The organism is Kineosporia sp. NBRC 101677 (assembly GCF_030269265.1).
GTDB lineage: Bacteria > Actinomycetota > Actinomycetes > Actinomycetales > Kineosporiaceae > Kineosporia > Kineosporia rhizophila.
Genome location: NZ_BSTA01000004.1, coordinates 491,932 through 507,635, shown reverse-complemented (window position 1 = coordinate 507,635; position 15,704 = coordinate 491,932). Strand labels below are relative to the sequence as shown.

At 72.1% G+C, this 15,704-nt stretch carries 15 protein-coding genes; 12 read left to right on the top strand and 3 right to left on the bottom strand.

Annotated elements, in window-relative coordinates:
• Positions 1 to 268: 268 nt before the first annotated feature.
• From QSK18_RS15100 to QSK18_RS15085, 4 genes are all read left to right on the top strand, one after another.
• Entirely contained in the window at positions 269 to 1,873 is a 1,605-nt protein-coding gene (locus tag QSK18_RS15100) for a sugar transferase (RefSeq protein WP_269810300.1), read from the top strand.
• A 1-nt stretch (position 1,874) separates the two neighbouring features.
• Positions 1,875 to 3,272, top strand: a complete 1,398-nt coding sequence (locus QSK18_RS15095; protein WP_232811721.1) for a glycosyltransferase — start codon at positions 1,875 to 1,877, stop codon at positions 3,270 to 3,272.
• Positions 3,273 to 3,340: 68 nt separating this feature from the next.
• Positions 3,341 to 3,919 (top strand): LbetaH domain-containing protein, encoded by a 579-nt coding sequence (locus tag QSK18_RS15090; RefSeq protein ID WP_408623430.1) that lies wholly within the window; start codon positions 3,341 to 3,343, stop codon positions 3,917 to 3,919.
• A 45-nt stretch (positions 3,920 to 3,964) separates the two neighbouring features.
• Entirely contained in the window at positions 3,965 to 4,480 is a 516-nt protein-coding gene (locus QSK18_RS15085) for a VOC family protein (RefSeq protein ID WP_232811723.1), read from the top strand.
• Positions 4,481 to 4,484: 4 nt separating this feature from the next.
• Here QSK18_RS15085 and QSK18_RS15080 read toward each other — a convergent pair whose 3' ends face one another.
• Positions 4,485 to 5,693 (bottom strand): MFS transporter, encoded by a 1,209-nt coding sequence (locus tag QSK18_RS15080; protein WP_285619717.1) that lies wholly within the window; start codon positions 5,691 to 5,693, stop codon positions 4,485 to 4,487.
• A gap of 15 nt (positions 5,694 to 5,708) precedes the next feature.
• The gene (locus tag QSK18_RS15075; RefSeq protein WP_285619716.1) at positions 5,709 to 6,527 is read right to left on the bottom strand and encodes a mycofactocin-coupled SDR family oxidoreductase; all 819 of its coding nucleotides are present in this window, start codon (positions 6,525 to 6,527) and stop codon (positions 5,709 to 5,711) included.
• Positions 6,528 to 6,730: 203 nt separating this feature from the next.
• Here QSK18_RS15075 and dhaK point away from each other — a divergent pair, with 203 nt between their 5' ends.
• From dhaK to QSK18_RS15035, 8 genes are all read left to right on the top strand, one after another.
• Entirely contained in the window at positions 6,731 to 7,741 is a 1,011-nt protein-coding gene (dhaK, locus tag QSK18_RS15070) for a dihydroxyacetone kinase subunit DhaK (RefSeq protein WP_232811726.1), read from the top strand.
• Positions 7,742 to 8,398 (top strand): dihydroxyacetone kinase subunit DhaL, encoded by a 657-nt coding sequence (gene dhaL, locus QSK18_RS15065; protein ID WP_232811727.1) that lies wholly within the window; start codon positions 7,742 to 7,744, stop codon positions 8,396 to 8,398.
• 4 nt (positions 8,399 to 8,402) lie between these two features.
• Positions 8,403 to 10,871: a phosphoenolpyruvate--protein phosphotransferase gene (gene ptsP, locus QSK18_RS15060; RefSeq protein ID WP_285619713.1), complete on the top strand. Its 2,469-nt coding sequence runs from the start codon at positions 8,403 to 8,405 to the stop codon at positions 10,869 to 10,871.
• Between the two features lie 117 nt (positions 10,872 to 10,988).
• Positions 10,989 to 12,200 (top strand): inorganic phosphate transporter, encoded by a 1,212-nt coding sequence (locus QSK18_RS15055; RefSeq protein ID WP_232811729.1) that lies wholly within the window; start codon positions 10,989 to 10,991, stop codon positions 12,198 to 12,200.
• A gap of 13 nt (positions 12,201 to 12,213) precedes the next feature.
• Positions 12,214 to 12,525: a hypothetical protein gene (locus QSK18_RS15050; RefSeq protein WP_232811730.1), complete on the top strand. Its 312-nt coding sequence runs from the start codon at positions 12,214 to 12,216 to the stop codon at positions 12,523 to 12,525.
• Positions 12,526 to 12,528: 3 nt separating this feature from the next.
• Positions 12,529 to 12,840 (top strand): DUF3349 domain-containing protein, encoded by a 312-nt coding sequence (locus QSK18_RS15045; protein WP_232811731.1) that lies wholly within the window; start codon positions 12,529 to 12,531, stop codon positions 12,838 to 12,840.
• A gap of 54 nt (positions 12,841 to 12,894) precedes the next feature.
• A complete protein-coding gene (locus QSK18_RS15040; protein ID WP_285619709.1) occupies positions 12,895 to 14,355 on the top strand; it encodes an aminotransferase class I/II-fold pyridoxal phosphate-dependent enzyme in 1,461 nt (486 codons plus the stop codon).
• Between the two features lie 60 nt (positions 14,356 to 14,415).
• Positions 14,416 to 15,210 carry an MBL fold metallo-hydrolase gene (locus tag QSK18_RS15035; RefSeq protein ID WP_285619706.1) on the top strand — a complete coding sequence of 265 codons (795 nt, stop codon included), beginning with the start codon at positions 14,416 to 14,418 and terminating at the stop codon, positions 15,208 to 15,210.
• Between the two features lie 3 nt (positions 15,211 to 15,213).
• Here the strand turns inward: QSK18_RS15035 and QSK18_RS15030 are convergent, their stop codons facing one another.
• Entirely contained in the window at positions 15,214 to 15,681 is a 468-nt protein-coding gene (locus QSK18_RS15030) for a group II truncated hemoglobin (RefSeq protein ID WP_285619701.1), read from the bottom strand.
• Positions 15,682 to 15,704 lie beyond the last annotated feature (23 nt).

Below are 15,704 nucleotides of genomic sequence, written 5' to 3'. Positions count from 1 at the left end.
CATCACCCCTCGGGCGCACCCTCACCGATGTCCGGAAATGCCCGGGCACCGCTTTCCGGAAGGACCGGGAGGGCCATCAGCCGATCGGTGAATCCGCCATCGGCCGGGCGGGCCGGGCGTGCCACCCGAACGGGCCTGATCCGCCGGGACGGCCGGAAAGCCCGACGCAGCAAGATCATTCGTCCTAGCCTGGGCACCGGGTCCGGATCGGCCAACGGGGGTCAGTTCCGTTCGGGCCGTAGTCCGTGCCGTGGGGGGCCGAATTCCGATGTCCGTGTCCGAGGTTTCGGGAGCAGCACTGTCCGTCGAGCAGCTGATCCAGACCCAGCCGTCGGGCGTGCCCCGGCAGCCGGTGACCGATTCGGATTCCAGGCCCGGCGAACGGTGGGCCCCCGGCGCGGCCGAGGTCGGTTTCGACGAACTGCTGGTGCCCTCACCCCGCACCAATCACCGGATCACCCGGCGCCTGGAGCGCCCCCGCGACCTGCTGGCCCGTTACAGCCGGTGTGCGCGCCTGATCGACGCGGCGGTGGCCGCACTGGGCGCCGCGCTCGCGGTGCGGGTGCGGTTCGGCACCGTCCCCGACGTGTACCTGCTGCTGCCGGTGCTGCTGCCGGCCACCTGGGTCACCCTGGCCTGGCTCTACCGCACCTACGAGCACCGCTTCGTCGGCGCCGGGGTGGAGGAGTTCCACCGGCTCACCCGGGCCGGCCTGATCCTGTTCGCCACCGTGGCCATCGTCGCCTACAGCCTGAACGGCAACTTCCCGCGCACCCTGGCGCTGATGTCGGTGCCGTTCGCGGTGCTCGGCAGCATGGCCGGGCGCTGCCTGCTGCGGATCGGCCTGCGCCGCTCCCGGGCGGCCGGGCGCGGCCTGCACCGCACCCTGGTGGTGGGCCGCAGCGACGCGGCGGTGGCCCTGATCGAGCAGCTGCGCCACACCGAGAACTCGCTGCACCACGCCATCGTCCCGGTCGGCGTCTGCCTGCCCGGCGAGGAGGTCTCCCCCTCGCACGTGCACGACGTGCCGGTGGTCGGCACCCCGTCCGACGTGCTCGCCGCGGTGGAGTACACGGCCGCCGACGCGGTGGCCGTGGTGTCCCAGCCGGACCTGTCCGGGCACGCCCTGCGCCGGCTCTCCTGGGCCCTGGAGGACCGCGGGGTCGAACTGCTGCTGTCCCCCGGCATCGTCGAGGTGGCCGGGCCCCGCCTGTCGATCCGGCCGCTGGCCGGGATGTCGCTGCTGCACCTCGAGCGCCCCCGGCTCAGGGGCACCCGCCGGGCGATGAAGGTGGCCTTCGACTACAGCGCCACCCTGGTCCTGCTGCTCCTGCTCGGCCCGCTGATGCTGGCCCTGGCCCTGGCCGTCCGGCTGACCAGCCCCGGCCCGGCACTGTTCCGGCAGACCCGGGTCGGCACCGACGGCCGCGAGTTCACCGTGTACAAGTTCCGCTCGATGGTCACCGACGCCGAGGCCCGGCTGCGCGAGCTGGCCGACGCCGACGAGGGCAACGGCGTGCTGTTCAAGATCCGCAACGACCCCCGGGTCACCCCGATCGGCCGGGTGCTGCGCAAGTACTCGCTCGACGAGCTGCCGCAACTGCTGAACGTGCTGCGCGGCACCATGTCGCTGGTCGGCCCCCGTCCGCCGCTGCCCAGCGAGGTGGCCGGCTACTCACCCACCGAGATCCGCCGGCTGCGGGTGCGCCCCGGCATGACCGGCCTCTGGCAGGTCTCCGGCCGCTCCGACCTGACCTGGGAAGAGTCGCTGCGGCTCGACCTGCGCTACGTCGACAACTGGTCGCTGGCGCTCGACCTGTCCATCCTCTGGCGCACCGTCCGCGCCGTCACCCAGGGCTCGGGAGCCTACTGACATGGATTCAACGCCCTCCACCCGCACTCCGGTCACGCAGACCGAACTACCGGTGATCCTGCCGAAGGCCCCCACCCCCCGGGCAGTCCCCAGTCAGCGCCACACCACCCCGCTGGCCGGCCGGCACGTGCTGATGGTCGGCATCAACTACGCCCCCGAGCCCACCGGCATCGCCCCGTACACCACCGGCATGGCCGACCACCTGGCCGGTCACGCCCGCAGCGTCACGGTGCTCACCGGGATGCCGCACTACCCCAACTGGCAGCTCGAACCGCAGTACCGGTTCCGCCTGCGCAGCAACGAGATCGGCCGGCAGACCGGTGACGCGTTCGACGGCCTCACCGGTTCGGGCGCCACCGGCCAGGCCGGTGGGCTGACCATCCGGCGGCTGCGCCACTACGTCCCGGCCCGGCAGACCGCCGCCCGCCGGGCCGGCTACGAGCTCACGTTCCTGCTGAACTGCCTGACCACCCGGATCGAGCAGCGCCCCGACGTGGTGCTGGCGGTCACCCCCGCGCTCGGCGGGGCGGTCGCCGCGGCCCAGGTCGCCCGGCGCACCGGGGCCCGGCTGATCGTGGTGGTGCAGGACCTGATGGCGAAGGCCGCCTCGCAGAGCGGGATCTCCGGCGGCGGCCGGGTCGCCCAGGCGACCGCGGCCGTCGAGCGCCACGCCCTGCGCCGGGCCGATCTGGTGGCCGTGGTCAGCGAGTCCTTCCGCGAGCAACTGCTCGCCTACGGGGTGCCCGCCGAGCGCATCCGGCTGCTGCCCAACTGGACCCACATCCGCGCCTCGGACCTGTCCAAGGCCGACGCCCGCGACGCGCTGGGCTGGCCGCGGGAGCCCTTCACCGTCGTCCACACCGGGAACATCGGGCTGAAGCAGGATCTCGGCAATCTGGTCGAGGCGGCCCGGATCTGCGCGGAACGCGACGCCGGGGTGCGGTTCGTGATCGTCGGCGACGGCAGCCAGCGGGAGGCGGTCCGGGCCCAGGCCCGCGGGCTGCGGAACCTGCACTTCGTCGAGCCGCTCGACGGGGTGCGCTACCCGCAGTCGCTGGCCGCGGCCGACCTGCTGGTGGTCAACGAGCGGCCCGGGGTGGGTGACATGTCGCTGCCCAGCAAGCTCACCTCCTACCTCACGGCCGGGCGGGCGGTGATCGCCGCGGTCGGCCCGGAGGGCGCCACCTCCGCCGAACTGCGCCGCACCAACGGTGCCGCGCACCTCATCGCCCCCGGCGACCCGGCCGCACTGGCCGAGGGCGTGCTGGCGCTGCGGGGCCGGCCCGGCCACTGCAACGAGATGGGCCTGCTGGGGCGGGTCTACGCCGAGGCCAACCTGGGCCGCGAGGCCGCCGCGGCCCGCCTGGACGCACTGATCGAGGAGTGCCTGCAGCCATGAGCGAAGAGATCGACCTGACCCAGGCGCCGCCGGCCCGCCCCGCTGCCGCCCGGCGCACCGTGCCGCCGATGAACACCCTGCTCGCCCCGGCCACCCCGATCACCGAGGGGCTGCTCTCCGGCGACCCCGATCGTCCGTCGTTCGAACGTGACCTGGCCGCCTTCACCGGTGCCGGCTACGACAAGGGCCGCTCGAAGCTCTGGCAGGCGGCCTGGTTCGCCACGATGAACCTGGTGTTCTCGAAATGGTGGCTGCCGCCCCGTCTCCGGCCGGCCATCCTGCGGGCGTTCGGCGCCCGGGTGGGCGAGCGGGTGCTGATCCGCCACCGGGTGCGGGTGCTGTGGCCGTGGAACCTGAGCATCGGCGACGACTGCTGGATCGGCGAGGGCGCCTGGCTGCTGAACCTGGCCCCGATCACCATCGAGGACGACGTCTGCCTGAGCCAGGAGTCGATGCTCTGCACCGGGAGTCACCGGCACGACGACCCGGCCTTCGAGTTCGACAACGCACCCGTCCGGATCGGCCGGGGAGCCTGGGTGGCGGCCCGGGCGACCGTGCTGCGCGGAGCCACGGTGGAACCCGGCGAGGTGGTCCCGGCCCACGCCGTGCGCTCCCGGAACCGGCGATCAGGAAGCGCCCGTTCCTGATCCCCTCCTAGGCTGGTGCCGAACCCGTCGAGCCCAGGAGAATTCATGACCACCGTCCCCTCCGGCTACACGAGCGTCGCTCCCTGGGTGGTGACCGACGACACGGCAGCCCTCCTCGACTACGTCACCCAGGTGTTCGGGGGCGTGGAGATCGCCCGCATCCGGACCGCGGACGGCCTGATCGGGCACGCCGAGATCCGGATCGGCGACACCGTCGTCCTGGCCTTCGACCGGCGCCCCGACTGGCCGGTTGTGCCCAGCCTGCTCCGGGTTTTCGTGTCCGACACCGACGCCGTCCTGGAACGGGGCACAGCGGCCGGGGGCCGGGTGGTCACCCCGGCCGCCGACGACGCCTTCGGGCAGCGAGGCGGCCGGCTCCGCGATCCCTTCGGCAACATCTGGTGGGTGGTCAGTGTGATCGAACAGGTGAGCGAGGCCGAGATCTGGCGGCGCCTGGAGCTTCCCGAGCAGGCCGAGGTGATGCGGGTGGCCCAGGAGACGCTCGACGCCGAACTCACCGGCGTCGCCGGACGCAGCAGCCGGCCGTTGCCGCCCGACTGACCTGTCAGCGTTGCGGCTCGAGCACTTTCGGCTCTCTGGTCGCGGGAGCCACCAGGAACCCGACGGCCATGGCCACCGCCACCGCGAGCAGGGCACTCAGCACCGAGAAGGTGTCGCCGAGCAGGCCCACCAGCGGCGGCCCACCCAGGAACGCGCAGTAGCCGATCGACGCGACCACGCTCACCCGGGCCGGGGCGCGGGCCGGTTCGTCGGCGGCGGCGCTCATCCCGACCGGGAAGCCGAGCGCCGTTCCCAGCCCCCACAGCAGCGCCCCGGCGAAGGCCAGCGGGGCATTCGGAGCGAGAACGAACAGCAGCACCCCGAGCGCCGCGGCAGCCGCCATCGCCTGCAGCAGCACCACCCGGCCGAAGCGGGCCAGCAGGTGCGGGCCGAACCAGCGCCCGACCGTCATCGCGGTCAGGAACAGGGCGAACCCGAGAGTGCCCACCGAGTCGGAGGTTCCGTAACCGTCGATCAGGGCCACCCCGGCCCAGTCGTTGCCCGATCCCTCGGCGAAGGCGAAAGTCAGCACGAACAGCCCGATCAGCAGGGTTCGCGGTTCGGTCCAGGCCACCAGAGCAGACGTCCGCGGGGCGGCCGGGGCACCGGGTTCGGCCTCGGTCTCGGTGTCCGGCAAGAAATTACGGACGGCGGTGGGCACCGCGGCGGCAATCACCAGTCCGACGACGAGCAGGTGTACGGACGGTGCCACGCCCAGCCCCACCAGCAGCGCCCCGAGCAGGGCCCCGGCCACCGTGCCGAGACTGAACCCGGCGTGGAAGCGGGGCATGATCGCCTGTCCCAGGCGCCTTTCCGCCACCGCCCCCTGCACGTTCATCGCCACGTCCCAGCCGCCCTGGGCGAACCCGAAGAAGACCAGTCCGAGCGCGACCAGCGGCACGCCCACTTCGTAGCCGATCGCGACCAGCACCACGGCCAGCCCGTCGAGCACCGCCATCACCGCCACCGTGCGGCGTGATCCGAACCGGTCGACGATCGCCCCGGCCATCGGCAGCGAGATCAGCGACCCGACCGCGATCGCCAGCAGGAGCAGCCCCAGCCGCCCCGGGCTGAGGCCGAGCTGGTCCTGGAAGTGCGGGATCCGGGAGGCCCAGCTGGCGAAGACGAAACCGGTGGCGATGAAGGCGGCGTAGGTGGCCCGCACCCCCGCCAGGGTGCGGGCGCGCTCGGCGGACTGCGCTGCGGCGGTCACGAAGTGGTGCTCCTTCTACTTCTTGTTGGTGAATCCTGCGTCCACCGGCAGCGCGACCCCGGTGATGTACCGGGCCTCGTCGCTGACCAGCCAGGCGACCGCGGCGGAGATGTCCTCGGCCTTGAGGATCGGTACCGGCAGGGCGTTCTGCAGCGGGCTGGACCCCTCGGCCGCGGCCTGGTTCAGGAACGTCTGCATGGCCTCGTTCATGACCATCGGAGTGTCCACCCCGGTGGGGTGCACCGTGTTCACCCGGATCGAGTAGGGCGCGAGTTTGTTGGCGTACAGCCGCATCAGGCCGACCACCCCGTGCTTGGCCGCGGTGTAGCCCAGCCCGCCGGGAGTGGCGCTGCCGATGCCGACGAGCCCGGCGGTGGAACTGGTCAGCACGATCGCCCCGCCCACCCCGCGCGCGACCATCGAGGGCCGGGCCACCTCCACGGTGTTGTAGACCCCGGTCAGGTTCACGTCGACGACGTCCTGCCACTCCCCCGGCCGCGGAGCCAGCGAGATGGGCGCGATCCCGGCGTTGGCCAGCACGATCTCGACCGGCCCGAGTTCCGCCACCCCGGCGTCGAAGGCGGCCTGCAGGCCCTCCGGATCGCGCACGTCGGCGATCCGCGTGACGATCCGCCGGTCGAGCGCCTCGACCAGCCGGGCGGTCTCGGCCAGGTCGTCCGGCGTCGCCATCGGGTACTGCACGGTGTCGATCTGGGCGCAGATGTCGACCGCGACGATGTCGGCCCCCTCCTGCGCCAGCCGCACCGCGTGACTGCGTCCCTGCCCCCGGGCCGCCCCGGTGATGAAGGCGACCTTCCTGTCCAGCTTCCCCACGTCGAACACTCCCCTCAAACACGGCGTCGTTGCGGTGTCACCCCGAGTGGACCCTCCCGGTGCAGGCTAGTTCGTCAGGTGTCGACGAGGAAGCGGGGTCCGGGGACGGACCCTGGGAAGAGGCTCTGGTGGGGCCCGGGCGGCTGGCGTAGGTTGGCACCGACCGGTGGATCAAGAACCGCCCGAGGAGCAGGAGCACTCCGATGAAGAAGCTGCTTAACGCCCCCTCCGACGTGGTGACCGACTCCCTGCGGGGTCTGGCCGCCGCGCACCCGGAGCTGCGGGTCGACCTCACCCATCGGATCGTCTACCGGGCCGACGCCCCGGTCCCCGGCAAGGTCGGCCTGGTCTCCGGCGGAGGTTCCGGGCACGAGCCGCTGCACGGTGGTTTCGTCGGCCCGGGCATGCTCGACGCGGCGATCGCCGGTGAGGTGTTCACCTCCCCCGTGCCCGACCAGATCGTCGAGGCCACCCGCGCGGTCGACTCCGGCGCCGGGGTCGTGCACATCGTGAAGAACTACACCGGCGACGTGATGAACTTCGAGATGGCCGCCGAGATCGCCGCCGCCGACACCGGTACCGAGGTGGTCGCGGTGGTGCTCGACGACGACGTGGCGGTGCAGGACTCGCTGTACACCGCGGGCCGGCGCGGGGTCGGGGTCACGGTCCTCGCCGAGAAGCTGGCCGGCGCGGCCGCCGAGGCCGGGCGCGACCTGAACGGCGTGGCCGACATCGTGCGGCGGGTCAACGAGAACGGCCGCAGCATGGGCATGGCGCTCACCTCGTGCACCGTGCCCGCCGCCGGCCGGCCCACGTTCGACCTGCCGGAGAACGAGATGGAGATCGGGATCGGGATCCACGGCGAGCCGGGCCGGCGCCGGGTGCCGGTGGCCCCGGCCAAGGAGATCGCCGAGATGCTGCTCGAGCCGATCCTCGCCGATCTCGACTTCACCGGCGGCGACGGCTCGACCGGGGTGATCGCCTTCGTCAACGGGATGGGCGCCACCCCGCTGCTGGAGCTGTACCTGATGTACGGAGAGGTCGCCGCGGCGCTGCAGAAGGCCGGGGTGAACGTGGTGCGCTCGCTGGTCGGGCCCTACGTGACGAGTCTGGACATGGCCGGCTGCTCGGTCACCCTGCTGAAGGTGGACGACGAACTGACCGGCCTGTGGGACGCCCCGGTGCGCACACCGGGGCTGAGGTGGGGAGTCTGATTGAGCGAGATCGTCGATGTCGGCACGCTGCGGTCGTGGCTGATCCGGTTCGCCGGGGACGTGGAGGAGCACTCGGCCGAGCTGACCGAGCTGGACTCGGCCATCGGGGACGCCGACCACGGCTCGAACCTGACCCGGGGCATGAAGGCGGTGGTCACCGCGCTGCTCGACGACGCGACCCCGGCCAGCATCGGGCCGATCCTCAAGCAGTCGGGCATGACCCTGGTCAGCACGGTGGGCGGGGCCAGCGGGCCGCTCTACGGCACGTTGTTCCTGCGGATGGCCGCCTCGACCGGTGACTGCGACGCGATCGGCCCGGCCTCGCTGTCCAAGGCCTTCCACGCCGGGCTGGAGGGCGTGATGGCCCGGGGCAAGGCCGCCGCGGGCGACAAGACGCTGCTCGACGCGCTGATCCCGGCGGTCGAGGCGCTGGACTCGGCCCTGGCCGAGGGGCAGCCCTTCGAGGAGGCGATCCGCCGGGCCGCCGACGCGGCCGAGGCCGGGCGGGACGCCACCGTTGCGATGCTCGCCCGCAAGGGGCGGGCCAGCTACCTGGGCGAGCGCAGCGTGGGCCACCAGGACCCGGGAGCGACCAGCCTGGCCCTGCTGTTCCGGGCGGCCGCCACCACGATGATCGACGGTCAGGACGGCAAGTAGGGCGATGGTCGGCATCGTCGTCGTCTCGCACAGCCGGGCCCTGGCCCGGGCCGCCGTCGAGCTGGCGCAGGAGATGACGCCGGGCCGGCCGGTGCCGGTCGCGGTGGCCGCCGGGCTCGACGAGAACACCCTGGGCACCGACGCGGTCGCCATCGCCGGCGCGATCGGCGAGGTGGACGGCGACGCGGGCGTCGTGGTGCTGATGGATCTGGGCAGCGCCGTGCTGTCGGCCGAGATGGCGCTGGAGTTCCTTGAGGACGAGGCGCGCGGGCGGGTGCTGTTGTGCTCGGCTCCGTTGGTGGAGGGTCTGGTGGCGGCCGTGGTCACCGCGGCCGGGGGCGCCGGGCGGGCCGAGGTGGCCGCTGAAGCCCGGAACGGGCTCGCTGGCAAGCAGTCTCAGCTGGACGACACCGTGGCTGACCCGCTCCCGGTGGTCTCTGAACCGGCTGCGCAGTGGAGCACCGCTCGCGTGAGGGTCACCCCGGCCCACGGCCTGCACGCCCGGCCCGCAGCCCGGCTGGTGGCCGAACTGCGCGCTGTGGCCGCCACGGTGGAACTGCGCAACGCCACCACCGATTCGGCCTGGGTCAGTGCGGCCAGCCTCTCCGGCATCACCACCCTCGGGCTGCGGTCCGGGCACGACATGGAGGCCAGGGCCACGGGCGAGCAGGCCCGGTCCGCCCTGGCCCGGCTGACCGCTCTGGCCGGGCGTAACTTCGACGAAACGTCCTCTGCGGCAGTTCGACCGGAACCGGTCAACACTGTCAGCACCGTCGGCACTCCCCTGCCCGCCGCCCCCGGGATCGCCGTCGGCCCGGTCCGGCACGCGAACCCGGGCCCCACTCTGGCGAGCTACACACCGTCGCCGCCCGAAAACGTCCAAAAGCATTCTCCCCAACTGCAGAAGCAGGCCCTCGAAGCCGCCCTGGCCGCCACCCGCATCCAGATCGTCGAACTGAGAGAGCGCCTGGCGCACCAGGTTCCGGCCGACGAGGCGGCCATCTTCGACGCCCATCTGGCCCTGCTCGACGATCCGGCCCTGCTCGGCACGACGCTCACCGGGATCGAGGCCGGGCAGCTCGCCGCGCAGGCCTGGGTGAGCGCCGCGCTCCAGGCCGCCGAGCAGCTCGAACGCCTCGACGACGAGTACCTGGCGGCGCGCGGCGCCGACGTACGCGCGGTCGGCGACCAGGTGCTGGCCGAACTGCTCCCACCTTCTGCAGCCACCCAGAACCACAGCGCCCCGGGCATTCTGGTGGTCGAGGACCTCACCCCCGGGCAGGCCGCCGCGCTCGACCCCGACGTCACGCCGGCCGTGATCACCGCCTACGGCAGCCCGAGCGGACACGCGGCCATCCTGACCCGGGCGCGCGGGATCGCCGCGATCGTCGCCGCCGGCACCGACGTCCTCGATCTGCCCGACGGCACCACCGTCGCCCTCGACGGCACCACCGGCGAACTCGTGATCAGCCCGTCCCCCGAGGTCGTGGCCGACTTCACGGCCCGCGCCGAGACCGCCCGGGTGGCGGGCGAGAGCGCCCTGCGCTCGGCCCACCAGCCGGCCCTGACCCGCGACGGCTTCCGGATCCTGGTCGGCGCCAACGCCTCCACGCCGGCCGAGGCCACCGCCGCCCGGGCGATGGGCGCCGACCTGATCGGCCTGGTGCGCACCGAGTTCCTCTTCCTCGGCCGGGAGACCGCCCCGGGCGTGGACGAGCAGGAGTCCGCCTACCTCGACCTGGCCGACGCCTTCGGAGGTGAGCGGATCACGTTGCGCACCCTCGACGTCGGTGGGGACAAGCCGCTGTCGTACGTCCCGCTGCCCGCCGAGGCCAACCCGTTCCTGGGCACCCGTGGCCTGCGACTCGGCCTGCGGCGCACCGACCTGCTCACCGACCAGCTGCGCGCGATCGTGCGTACCGCCCGGCAGACCCCGGTCAGCGTGATGTTCCCGATGGTCAGCACCCTGGACGAGCTCCTCACCGCCCGCCGCCTGCTGAACGACGTGATGGCGGGCGAGGGCACCCCGCTCGGCCTGCAGGTCGGGATCATGGTCGAGGTGCCGGCGGCCGCCCTGAAGTCCGCCGCCCTGGCCCCGTACGTGGACTTCTTCAGCATCGGCACGAACGACCTCACCCAGTACACGCTGGCCGCCGAACGCGGCAACGAGGCGGTGGCCGCACTCGGCGACCCGTTCGACCCGGCCGTGCTGCACCTGGTCCGGGCCACCGTCAACGGCGCCGCCGGGCAGGCCGAGGTGGCCGTGTGCGGCGAGTTCGCCGCCGACGTGCGGGCCGGCGCACTTCTTGCTGGACTAGGGGTCACGGAGCTGAGCGTGAACCCGCGCTCGGTGCCGCAGATCAAGCAGACGATCCGCCAGCAGGACCTCGGCGAGGTCCGCGAATCGGCCGCGCAGGCGCTGCTCTCGGCGTCGGCGCAGGAGGTTCGCGAGTCGCTCCGCCGCAGGTCCTAGTCGTCGTGCGCCCTTCAGTAGTTGCCTCATCACACTAAGCAAACGACCGGCAAATAGTGCTGAACGCCTCGCCCGAACCCCTTTAACCGAACCCGGTTCGGGGTGAACCCTGACGGCGTGACGACCGCAACGGTGATTCTCATCCTTGTTGTCGTGGTCGCTCTGGCGTTCGACTTCACGAACGGCTTCCACGACACTGCCAACGCCATGGCCACGTCCATCGCAACCGGCGCCCTGACCCCCAAGGTCGCCGTCGCGCTGTCCGGCGCCCTCAATCTGGTCGGCGCCTTCCTGTCCGTCGAAGTGGCTCTCACGGTGACCAACGCCGTGGTGAAGATCCAGAACTCCGACGGCGCCCCCAGACCCGAACTCCTCACCGGCGGTGGGGCCGACCTGCTCCTGATCGTCCTGGCCGGCCTGGTCGGCGGGATCACCTGGAACCTGCTGACCTGGCTGCTCGGCCTGCCCTCGAGTTCCTCGCACGCCCTGTTCGGCGGCCTGGTCGGAGCCACCATGGCCGGCCTGGGCACCAGCGGGGTGAACTGGAACGGGGACGGCTCCAAGCTGGACGGCGTGATCGGCAAGGTGGTCCTGCCCGCCCTGGTCTCACCGCTGATCGCCGGGCTGGTGGCCGCGGTGGGCACCTGGCTGATCTTCCGGATCACCGCCGGGGTGGCCGAGCGCTTCACCGAGCAGGGCTTCCGCTGGGGCCAGATCGGCTCCGCCTCGCTGGTCTCGCTGGCCCACGGCACCAACGACGCGCAGAAGACGATGGGCGTGATCACGCTGGGCCTGATCGCCTCCGGCCACTGGACCGACACCGAGAACATCCCGTTCTGGGTCAAGGCCAGCTGCGCCCTCGCCATCGCGGCCGGCACCTACCTGGGCGGCTGGCGGATCATCCGCACGCTGGGCAAGGGCCTGGTCGAGATCTCCTCACCGCAGGGCATGGCCGCCGAGGGCGCCTCCGGCGCGGTCATCCTGATCTCCAGCCACCTCGGCTTCGCCCTGTCCACCACGCACGTCGCCACCGGCTCGATCCTCGGCTCCGGCGTGGGCCGGCCGGGGGCGCAGGTGCGCTGGCGGGTGGCCGGCCGGATGGTCGCCGCCTGGGTGATCACCCTGCCCGCAGCCGGCCTGGTCGGAGCCGTCACCTGGTTCGTCGCCGACCTGCTGGGCGGCGGGCTGTTCGGCGCCCTGGCGATCACCGCGTTCCTGGTCGCCGCCGCCACCTTCATGTGGCTGCACTCGCGCAAGACCCCGGTGCACTCGGGCAACGTCAACGACGAGTGGGAAGCACCTTCCGACCGCCAGCCCACCACGGCCTGAAAGGAGTTCCGGAATGCACACGCTCGAACTGATGTGGGAAGACATCTGGAAGATCCTGGTGGCCAGCCTGATCCTGGGCGCGGGCCTGCCGGCGCTGTTCGCCGTCGGCATCCGCTCACTGGCCTACGGCACCGGTGGTGACGCCGAGGAGCACACCGCCGGGAACCTGCCCGCGCCGCACCCGGTCGGCCGGCTCGGCGCCTACCTGTGCTTCGCGGTGGTGCTGCTGGTGGTGGTGCTGGGCATAACCCTGATCGTGGCCACCGGTTTCGGCAAGGAACTGAACTTCGACAACATCTACCCCACCATCCAGGACAAGGGCTGACTCATGTCCGACGAACTCAGCATGGTCAACCGGGTGGTGTCCTGGCTGCGGGCCGGATACCCCAGCGGCGTGCCGCAGCAGGACTACGTGGTCCTGCTCGGCCTGCTGCGCCGCAAGCTCACCGACACCGAGGTCCACCAGATCGCCTCCGACCTGGCCATGCAGGCCGAGCTCGGGGCCGAGATCACCACCGCCGACGTGGAACGGATGATCGGTGAGGCCACGCTGGACACCGCCTCGCCCGAGGACATCACCCGGGTCTCCGGCCGCCTGGCGGCGGGCGGCTGGCCCCTGGCCGAGATCGACAAGCCGTAGCCGGAGGGGACTGATCGACTGGCGGATGCCCGGGCCGGTACTTGCATAGGCGGCATGGACCACTCCCGGGCACCCGTTCTCGAAGCCCTCGCCGACTTCCGTCGCCGGGGTGACATCGTGTACGGCCCTCCCGGCCACAAGCAGGGCCGGGGGGTCGATCCCCGGGTGCTGGAGATCCTCGGCCCCGGGGTGTTCGAGTCCGACGTCCTGCTGCTGAACGGCCTCGACGACCGGCGCGAGTCCGGCGGGATCCTGCAGCAGGCACAGGAACTCATGGCCGACGCGGTCGGCGCCGAGCAGGCGTTCTTCTCCACCTGCGGCAGCTCGCTGTCGGTGAAGACGGCCATGCTGGCCGTGGCCGGTCCCGGCGAGAAGCTGCTGATCTCGCGCAACGCGCACAAGTCGGTGATCTCGGCGGTCATCGTCAACGGCACCATGCCGGTCTGGGTGCACCCGCAGTTCGACGAGCGCCTGCACCTGGCCCACCCGCCGCAGCCGCAGGACGTCGAAGAACAGCTGCGGGCCAACCCCGACGCCAAGGGCATGCTGCTGATCACCCCCACCGACTGGGGCACCTGCGCCGACGTCCGGGCGGTGGCCGAGGTCTGCCACCGCTACGACGTGCCGCTGATCGTGGACGAGGCCTGGGGCGCGCATCTGCCCTTCCACGACCGGCTTCCGGCCTGGGGCATGCACGCCGACGCCGACCTGGTGGTGACCAGCGTGCACAAGATGGGCGCGGCGGTCGAGCAGAGCTCGGTGTTCCACCTGCAGTACGACCGGATCGACCCCACGGTGCTGAAGCAGCGCGAGGACCTGCTCGGCACCACCAGCGCCTCCAGCCTGGTCTACGCCTCGCTGGACGGCTGGCGCCGGCAGATGAGCGAGCACGGCCCGGAGCTGATGGCCCGCGCGCTCACCCGGGCGGGCCGGATCCGGGGCCGGGTCGCCGAGCTGGACGGGCTCGGCCTGATGGGCCGCGAGGTGCTCGGCCCATCAGGCGCTTTCGACCTCGATCCGCTGGCCATCACGGTCGAGGTGCGTGAGCTGGGGATCACCGGCATGCAGGCCGCCGAGTGGCTGCGCGAGCACCACCGGGTCGACGTGGGTTCGGCCGACGTGTGCCGGTTCAACGCCCGGATCACGCACGCGGACGACGACGACACCGAGGCCCGGCTGATGGACGCCCTCGGCCGACTGATCGCCGACGCCCCACAGATGCCCGGAGCGCCGACGGTCCGGCTCCCCAGGCCCGGGGCGCTGGAACTGGAGACGGCCATGCTGCCGCGCGACGCGTTCTTCGCCGCCGCCGAGACGGTTCCGGCCGACAAGGGGGCCGGCCGAGTCAGCGCCGAACTGGTCACCCCCTATCCCCCGGGGGTGCCGGTGCTCTGCCCCGGAGAGGTGATCACCGACGAGGTGGTCGACTACCTGCGCAGCAGCGTGGCCGCGGGCACGCTGATCCCGGACGCGGCCGATGCCACGCTGGAAACCCTGCGTGTCGTCGCCCGCTGACTCCCTGAGCCTCCTTCCCCCGAATCCCCCGAATTCCCCGACACACCGCCGGAGTAGTGCGTGCCCGACAGTCTGACCTTCATCGGCAATGCCACCACGATCATCCGGTTGGGGGCCTTCACCCTCCTGACCGACCCGAACTTCCTGCACCGCGGCCAGCGGGCCTACCTGGGCAAGGGCCTGTGGACACGGCGCCTGACCGATCCCGCCTGCAGCATCGCCGACCTGCCCCCGCTGGACGCGATCGTGCTCTCGCACCTGCACGGCGACCACTTCGACCGGGTCGCCCGCGCCGAGCTCGACCGGGAGCCACCGCTGATCACCACACCCGCCGCGGCCCAGCGGCTGCAGCGCTACGGTTTTCGCACCAAGGGTCTGGAGCCCTGGACCGAGCACCGGCTGGAGCTCGGGGCCGAGCAGCTGACGGTGCACGCGGTGCCCGGTTTCCACGCCCGGGGACTGCTGGGCATGGTGCTGCCCCCGGTGATGGGAAGCGTGCTGGAACACCGCACGGCCGACGGGCAGACCCGGCGGATCCTGATCTCCGGCGACACCCTCACCGGAGACCACGTGGACGAGATCCGCGAGCGCTTCGGCCATTTCGACACCGCGATCGTGCACCTGGGTGGCACCCGGGTGCTCATGCACACGGTCACGATGGACGCCGTGCAGGGCGTCGACTACCTGCAGCGGGCCCGGCCCGGCCAGGTGATCCCGGTGCACTACGACGACTACCGCGTCTTCCGTTCACCGCTGGCCGATTTCGAGGCACTGTTCGACCGCTCGTCCCCCCGGGAGACCGGCATGACGCTGACCAAGGCGGCCCGCGGCCAGACCGTGGACCTGCTGCCCTGAGCCTCAGGGCCGGTAGGGCGGCGCCACCCCCCACCCCCAGCGCGGCACCGGGGCCTGCTCGACCACCTGGGCCCCGGGCTGCGAGTTACCCAGTGCCAGCCGGGTGCCCCACTCCACGTAACCCACGAAGGCGGCCCGGAACTCCGGGTCGTCCGGCAGCCCGGCATCGTCGGCGGCCCGGCTCATCAACGAGGCGAACCGGAATCGCATCTCCGGCGTGATCCCCAGCCCGATGTGGTGGCGCAGCATGGCCGGATAGCCGCCCAGGGTTGCGCTGTAGTCGGCCGGCCCGCCGAACACCTCCCGCCACCAGATCGTCACGTGCTCGCGGTGAGCCCTGCTCACCCCGCCCGGGAAGAGGGGTGAGAGCAGGTCGTCCTGCTCCACCCGGTCGTAGAACGCGTTGATCAGCGACTCGAAGGCCGCCGCCCCACCCGCCCAGTCGTACAGACTGGGCTCATCCGTCGTCATGTAATCATGATTACATCGACCGG